Genomic DNA, 7,508 nt, shown 5'->3' with positions numbered 1-7,508 from the left:
AATAAAAATGAGTAGTGAGGGATAATGTTGACTCTTTACTACTCATTTTTATTGTTAGTAACTTTTAATTAGATAATTTATCAAATAAGTTATATTATATTTGACTACAACTAATTCAGTATTTAATAAATATGGAAGAATTTATCAGTTACGGAAAATGGTGTCCACAGCAAAATTAAATTAGGATTGATTTTCTTCAAGCTCGATATTACTACTGAAATAGCACATAGCTACAAGCCACTGTGCGTCTACGAATCGTGACAAAGCTTATCTTGCAAGATGTTACCCTGTACCGACGCTTGCGGCAACCCCTCAAGCGATCGCACTCCGTAACGCAGAAATTTACTGATAAATAAAAATTAAAATCGAATAAATATCACAATACAAAATTATTACTTTGGGGATCTAATAAGCAGAATAACCTACTAGAGGCTAAACCGATGTGTCTCCCGTAACGAAGTAAAAAAAGCATCATAAAAGCCTCGCAATATCTCTTATAAGAAAAAAGCAGATGCGTGTTAATGTTTTAATCTCATCGTCTTTCCTTCGGGTCTTTCCCTATGCATCTGCACTATTTACACCCCCAACACATTGAGGAATTAGTCAAGAGTAGTGGTATAGACTTACACTTAGTGCAACTCAATTTTAGGTCGCTCCAAGGCGTAACTGCTTATGAGTACCTATTGATTTCTGAGCTACTCCCCCGCACCAATACCGGAATGGTGAAAGCTGGATGGTTGCAGCGTTATGCTCATATTACTGAAGGTGGTTGGTGGTGTTCAGGGCTAGACCCTTTGAATAATTGGCAGATGATGGAATGGGGATGCTTTAAACCAAACCAACCCCGACAGAATCACAATGCTAAATCCATCAAATACGAGCATCCCCCCAGCACGCCAACACGGGTGTTTTGTTTGCGGGTAACGCTGCAAGTGTGGCAGGAAGTTGCTGGACGTTACAATCTGGTCATGCCTGACAATATCATCATTACTGCTGATGGTGAAGCTAGAGGCTTTTGGCAATGGGTGATGCAACATAACATTCCCCTAATTCTTTGCGAGGGGGTAAAGAAAGCAGCAACGCTGTTGACACAAGGATATGCAGCTATTGCTATTCCCGGAATTACTAGTGGTTATCGGGTCGTTAAAGACGAATTTGGAAAAGTTACCCGTCGTCAGTTGATTCCCGACTTAGCAGCTTTTGCAATTACAAAGCGTAACTTTTATATTTGTTTTGATTTTGAAACTCAACCTAAAACAATTGCTGCTGTAAATAATGCTATTTCTCAACTTGGTTGTTTATTCCAGCAAGAAAATTGCTCTGTAAAAGTCATCGAACTTCCAGGAATCGAAAAAGGGGTTGATGAGTTTATCGTTGCCAAAGGTGCAACTAGTTTCGAGAAAGTTTATCGCCAAAGTGTTGATTTAGAAATTTATCTTGCTCAAACCAAACCCCACACTGAGTTAACTATTCCTGCGGCTCTCACTTTGAATCGTCCTTATATAGGTGAAATTCCTTTCCCAACTTCTGGGTTAGTAGGAGTAAAATCTGCAAAAGGAACAGGTAAAACAACAGCACTGCAAGCCGTTGTCCAGCAAGCAAAAATTAGAAATCAACCCGTTTTATTAATTACTCACAGAATTTTACTAGGAAAATTTTTGTGTGAAAAAATTGGTATTCAATGGGGAACACATAAAGAAAATGGAGATAAAAGGATTGATAAAACACTTACCCCCGCTCCTCCCATCCTCCGCTCACTCTCTCCTCAGCAATCTCTTGGATTGTGCGTTGATTCGATTTGGAAGCTTAACCCTGAAAATTGGCACGGGGCGATAGTAATTTTAGATGAAGTAGAACAATCTTTGTGGCATCTCTTAAATAGTAATACTTGTAAACACAAGCGTGTAAAAATATTAAGACTATTCCAGCAACTAATTTCCACAGTTTTAACAACTGGGGGTTTAATAATTGCCCAAGATGCTGATTTGTCAGATGTATCACTTGAATATTTACAGGGATTAGCAGGAACTAAATTAACGCCTTGGGTAGTTCTCAACCAATGGAAGCCTCAACAAGGTTGGGATGTAACTTTTTACGATTCGCCGAACCCAACACCGCTAATTCACCAACTAGAATTAGATTTGTTTGCTGGACGTAAATGTTATGTTACTACCGATAGTCGCGCTGGGCGTTACAGTTGTGAAACAATCGAACGTTATCTGAAAGAACGCTTACAAAAATTACGACGGCAATTTCCTAAAACCTTGGTAGTTAGTAGCCACACTACAAACACACCTGGCCATGCAGCCGTTGATTTTATCGCAGCAATCAATCAAAAAATCTCTGAATATGATGGCGTTTTTGTTACCCCTAGCCTGGGTACGGGAATTAGTATTGATGTCCAACATTTCGACCGAGTTTATGGCATTTTTCAAGGGGTAATTCCTGACTCGGAAGCAAGACAAGCATTAGCAAGAGTGCGAGATGATGTTCCGCGTGTTGTCTGGTGCGCGAAACGAGGTATTGGCTTAATTGGTAGTGGTAGTACAAATTATCGCTTGCTATCTAATTGGTATCAAGAAAATCAAAAAGAAAACTTAGCTTTGCTTAGTCCACTACATAAAATAGATGTGGATTTACCTTTAGTTCACGATCCGATTCATTTGCGAACTTGGGCTAAGTTATCTGCGCGAGTAAATGCTTCTATCCGCCTCTATCGCCAATCGATGCAAGATGGTTTAATTGCTGATGGGCATCAAATTCAGATGCGAAGTAATGCTGTTCACAATAATATTATTCGAGATTTACGTCTGGCATTTTTGGCAACTGACGCTGATGATTTAGCTACCCGTAAAAGATTAATTTTAGAAATTGTCAAAGTTCAAAAAGATTGGGCGCACAGTCGCCAAAAGGCTAAAGAGATTAAGCGGAAAATTAAGGATATTAAGCAGCAAAATCAACTATCAGTAGCAAGTGCTGTAGCTAATGCTAAAGATATTGATTATGTAGAATATGAGCAGCTATTAGGGAAGCATTCTCTGACTGATGGAGAACGTAACCAAATCAATAAATATGCTATCAAACAAAAGTATGGTGGAGAAGTTACTCCTTGGCTAAAATTGCAGGACGATCGCGGATATTATCGTCAACTGTTAATTCATTATTATCTAACTCACGAAAGCGAGTATTTTCATGTCAGAGATCAGCAAGAATGGCATCAGCAATTGTCTTGGGGTGAAGGGAAAGTTTTTCTACCAGATTTAAAAACTTACACGCTCAAAGTTGAGGCGATGAGAGCGTTGGGAATGCTTCAGTTTCTCGAATTAGAACGATTTACCGAGAGTAATCCAGATTTGATATTGCTTAAAAATATTGTTTTTCAGCATAGTAAGCATATTAAAAGAGCGCTTGGTGTTAACTTAATTGTGGAGAAAGAGCAAGTTTCTGCAATAAAAATACTCAGCCGACTCTTAAATTTGTTGGGCTTGAAACTGAAGCGGGTAAATGAGGTTTATCAAATTGACCTGGAAACGCTTTACGATGGCAGGGAGAAAATATTTGCAATTTGGCATCAACGGGATGAGTTGATGCTGGCTCATATTAAGAGTGTTGGCTATGAATTGCCTGATTATTCTTCAGACTGGAAGTTTGAAATTATCCAAATGAAGCCTTATGCCCCAGTAGTCAAGGAAGAGGTAGCTATCTCTGGGTGACAGCTAACATGAAGCGCAATGGCCGTCTTTAGGGACTTCCAAATCTCTACTTTGCCTTCATCCGTGCTTGCTTCACCATCGCAATTAGAGTTTGATGAGCATCTTCTGCATCCGCTAAAACACGATCGAACTGAATACGAACTGGCACAGCTTCCCCATTAACTTGCGCTGTTAGATCCATACCTTGTGCATCAATTGACAGCATTTGTGCTGCAATTGCATTTGTTACACCACCAAAAGCTTTAGCATAAATCATTACGGCATCAGCATGATCGTCATTCATGTGCTGGCAGATGCGCGAACTAATCTCAGCAGAGAAATCGTTAGACATTGTTGAGGTAAAAAGTTAAAAATATAGCAATAGCTTAGATTCTAAGCTAACGCGGGTGAAATTTGCTAATTTTCTTTCTGAGCAGTAAGAACTATGCGTATCACTCTATGTTCATTATCAATAATATTTATTTCTAAAATAATAATTAAATTAAAATAAAACTTAGTTCAGTATTTTTACCTTCTATTACGGAAACCAGACAGTTTAAACTGTAGCAGAAGTATTAGCCAAACTATTGAAGCTAAGAGACAATGAGTGAAACTAGCCCCAGACGAATTGTTATTGGGGATGTACATGGACACTATGAAGGTTTGATGACTTTGTTGGAGGCGATCGCTCCCACGTCAGAGGATCAAATCTATTTTTTGGGAGACTTAATCGATCGCGGGCCTCATAGCTCACAAGTAGTTAATTTTGTCAAACGACATAACTACCCATGTTTGCTGGGAAATCATGAGCAGATGTTATTAAACATTCTGACTAATGAAAGAACTTCCTCCCCGACGATGCAAGCGTGGTTGTACAGTGGGGGGCAAGCTACCGTAGCCAGTTATCACGAGGCTTCAATCCCTGACGATCATCTGGATTGGTTCAAGAGTTTACCTACATATCTCGACTTGGGCGATATTTGGTTAACTCATGCTGGTGTTGACCCTTCTAAGTCGGTTACAGAACAAACTGCCGAGCAACTCTGCTGGATACGAGAGGAATTTCACAGTATTGAAAAACCCTACTTTCCAGATAAGCTTATTATCATCGGTCACACCATTACCTTTACTCTGCCAGGTGTTTCTCCTGGTAAACTAGCACAAGGACAGGGATGGCTAGACATAGATACTGGCGCTTATCATCCTCGGAGTGGCTGGTTGACTGGATTGGATGTGACGAATAACCTGGTTTATCAAGTAAACATTTTTAAAGACTATATCCGTACCCTCCCTTTAGAAGAAGTTGTAATTACCGTTAATCCAGCCAAAATCAAAGTCGATCGCCGCAATCGGAATTGAATAATATTCGAGATGAGGTGGAGGGAAAATGTGGAAGATGAAGGAGACAAGGGAATAAGCAATGCCCAATTCCCAATTCCTAATTCCCTCAAGACCTTGCTAATGGTCGAATATTAGCTTTATAACTAGCATTGTCCAAGCCATAAGTTCCATTACTCGGTTGGGAGTTAATTGCACGTCTGAGGGCATTAATGCGATCGCTAGTTCCGGGGTGGGTACTCAAAAATGTCGGTGCAGAACCACCCTTGTTCAGCAACTTTTTCATAAACGAAACCATTGCAGACTGAGCGTAACCAGTCCGTGTCAAAGTTCGTAGTCCTCTTTGATCGGCTTCAAATTCATTGTTACGACTGCGGGGTAAATCTCGCGCTAACTGGACACCAATTTGCACCGCCGTACTCCGGTCTAAGCCAGCTGCTGTTAATAGACCACTTTCGAGCGCTTTTTGCTGCATCTGTTTGACTACGTGTTTCCCCCCAATATGACCAATTTCGTGGGCGAGTACGCTAGCTAGTTCCGCTTCATTATCTGCGGTTTTCAACAAACCAGTGTGGACATAGACATAGCCACCCAAGGTAGCAAAAGCATTAATGCTGTCATCCTCAACTATTTGGAAAGTATAGGGAAGATTGGGGCGATCGCTATTGACTGCTAAACGCCGGCCAACTTGTTCCACATAGCGATTAACTTCAGCATTGCGGTAAAGTCGGACTTGACTGCCAACTAATTCCTGATTAATCTGCTTACCAAGATCAACTTCTTGGTTAGGGGATATATTAGAAAGCTGAAATGCCTGAAATCCTTGGAGTAGAAGAGGCAAAAAATCTAAAGCTCTTCCAGGGACGGGTGTACTAAGGCACAGACTCAGGGCAACTACCACTGAAATTAAAGGATAAAACCAGCTACGCCGCCACACCCGGTAATTTGCAACAAAAACTTTCCAATTGAACATAATAAGCTCTGAATATTATTTTGGGAGGACATAAAATAATCGGACAAATTATGAGACGGATTTAGAGTATTCTAAGTTGCATTCTTAACTCAAAAGCAAATGAGTTGTGATACAGTCAACATTTACGCAAATTTACCGAATTTTGAGGGGTCAGAGATTCCCTCTAAAGATAGGCTTAAACACTAGATATTGCTTTCTGAGTGCGTCAGTCTAAACGGTAAAAATTTGAGGGTTAGCTGCCACCCCTGTGAACTTACGAAACTCGTGATAAACTGTCGCATAATCGCAACGCGCAGCCGCTTTGAGTTATTACCAGATAGGGAAATTGCCATTCCCATCGAAAGGCTTCTTGCTACAATCAATTACTTCGCTATTACCTCGGAAAACTTTTTATGGCTATTTTAGATTCAAAAGGTCGTTTATTCGGCAAAATTAATCTCCTAGATTTAGGTGCTGCACTAGTAATTTTGCTAGTTATATTCGGCATCTTTATCTTTCCTGGTACTTCTGGTTCTGTTGCCCAAGTTGGTGCGAAAACAGTACCCATAGAAGTAGACTTAGTAGTTCGTGGTTTGAATGTTCGTGACCCCGAACAATTATTCAATAATGGATTAAAAAAAGGCGGGAAAACTAATGTAATTATCCGCAATCAACCCCACGGGGAAATTGAAATTAAATCCATTCAACAGCTACCTAGAACAGTGAATGTCTCCCAACCTGATGGGACTGTGAAAGAATTACCAGATCCAAAAATCAACAATTTTAGTGCAGATTTTATTTTGACTTTAGATGGCAAAGCCCAGCTTACCGACAATGGACCAGTTCTAGGTAACAGTAAAGTTAAAATTGGAATGCCATTTGAGTTAGAAGGTTTTAACTATAACTTCAATGCAACTGTTATTGACATCAGAATAAAAGACAAATAGCATTCTAGTTTTTGTCTTCATAAAAAATACTGATAAACCGAATTTTTCGTCATCTAAAAGGCTTCGGTTTATCAGATGATTCAATGCAGACTATAACTACTTAGCAGCTTTCACTTGAAACATTAAATACGTTCCTCCTAACCCTTCTACAATTGTGCGTGTATTGGCGATCATCATTTTCTGATAAGTTTCAGCTTCGCTTCCTGGTTCACCAAGTCCCTCAGTGTATAACTTTCTAGCAGAAATTTTTACTGAAGCTTCTCTAGCTACAGATTGAAGTGAGTTTGAGTGAATTGCTGCTTCAGTAAAAATTGTTGAGACTTTAGATTGTTGAATATTTGTAACCAAATTTTTCTCTCTTACACCTGTTAGGTTTTCGCCAGTACTAATACCTTGTAATCCCCCTGTTATGGGAATACCGTATGCCTTAGCGTAATAAATCAGTGCATCAGAGGTTGTAACTAACTTGCGTTCTTTGGGAGGAATACTAGCAATTCTTGACTTAATCCAACTATCTAATTGAGTTAGTTCATTTGTGACTTTTTTAGTATTGCTAGTATAAGTATCAGCATCTCTAGA

Annotated in this window: 6 protein-coding genes; 3 read left to right on the top strand and 3 right to left on the bottom strand. The window is 39.7% G+C overall.

The annotated features are described in order from the left end of the window. Positions 1-560: 560 nt before the first annotated feature. Positions 561-3,713, top strand: a complete 3,153-nt coding sequence (locus V7K42_RS27990) for a plasmid replication protein, CyRepA1 family (protein WP_334920870.1) — start codon at positions 561-563, stop codon at positions 3,711-3,713. A gap of 46 nt (positions 3,714-3,759) precedes the next feature. Here V7K42_RS27990 and V7K42_RS27985 read toward each other — a convergent pair whose 3' ends face one another. Then, a complete protein-coding gene (locus tag V7K42_RS27985; RefSeq protein ID WP_334920868.1) occupies positions 3,760-4,044 on the bottom strand; it encodes a DUF2470 domain-containing protein in 285 nt (94 codons plus the stop codon). Between the two features lie 251 nt (positions 4,045-4,295). Here V7K42_RS27985 and V7K42_RS27980 point away from each other — a divergent pair, with 251 nt between their 5' ends. Beyond that, on the top strand, positions 4,296-5,051 hold the full coding sequence (locus V7K42_RS27980; RefSeq protein WP_334920867.1) for a metallophosphoesterase family protein: 756 nt from the start codon (positions 4,296-4,298) through the stop codon (positions 5,049-5,051). Positions 5,052-5,139: 88 nt separating this feature from the next. Here V7K42_RS27980 and V7K42_RS27975 read toward each other — a convergent pair whose 3' ends face one another. Further along, positions 5,140-6,003, bottom strand: a complete 864-nt coding sequence (locus tag V7K42_RS27975) for a M48 family metallopeptidase (RefSeq protein WP_334920866.1) — start codon at positions 6,001-6,003, stop codon at positions 5,140-5,142. A gap of 392 nt (positions 6,004-6,395) precedes the next feature. Here V7K42_RS27975 and V7K42_RS27970 point away from each other — a divergent pair, with 392 nt between their 5' ends. Beyond that, positions 6,396-6,929 (top strand): DUF4330 domain-containing protein, encoded by a 534-nt coding sequence (locus V7K42_RS27970; RefSeq protein WP_334920864.1) that lies wholly within the window; start codon positions 6,396-6,398, stop codon positions 6,927-6,929. A 96-nt stretch (positions 6,930-7,025) separates the two neighbouring features. Here the strand turns inward: V7K42_RS27970 and V7K42_RS27965 are convergent. Continuing rightward, on the bottom strand, positions 7,026-7,508 hold a 483-nt coding region (locus V7K42_RS27965; protein WP_334920862.1), incomplete at its 5' end, for a metal ABC transporter solute-binding protein, Zn/Mn family.

The sequence above is a fragment of the Nostoc sp. genome (assembly GCF_036917455.1).
Classification (GTDB): Bacteria; Cyanobacteriota; Cyanobacteriia; order Cyanobacteriales; family Nostocaceae; genus Nostoc.
This window is presented reverse-complemented; position numbering and strand designations above follow the sequence as displayed.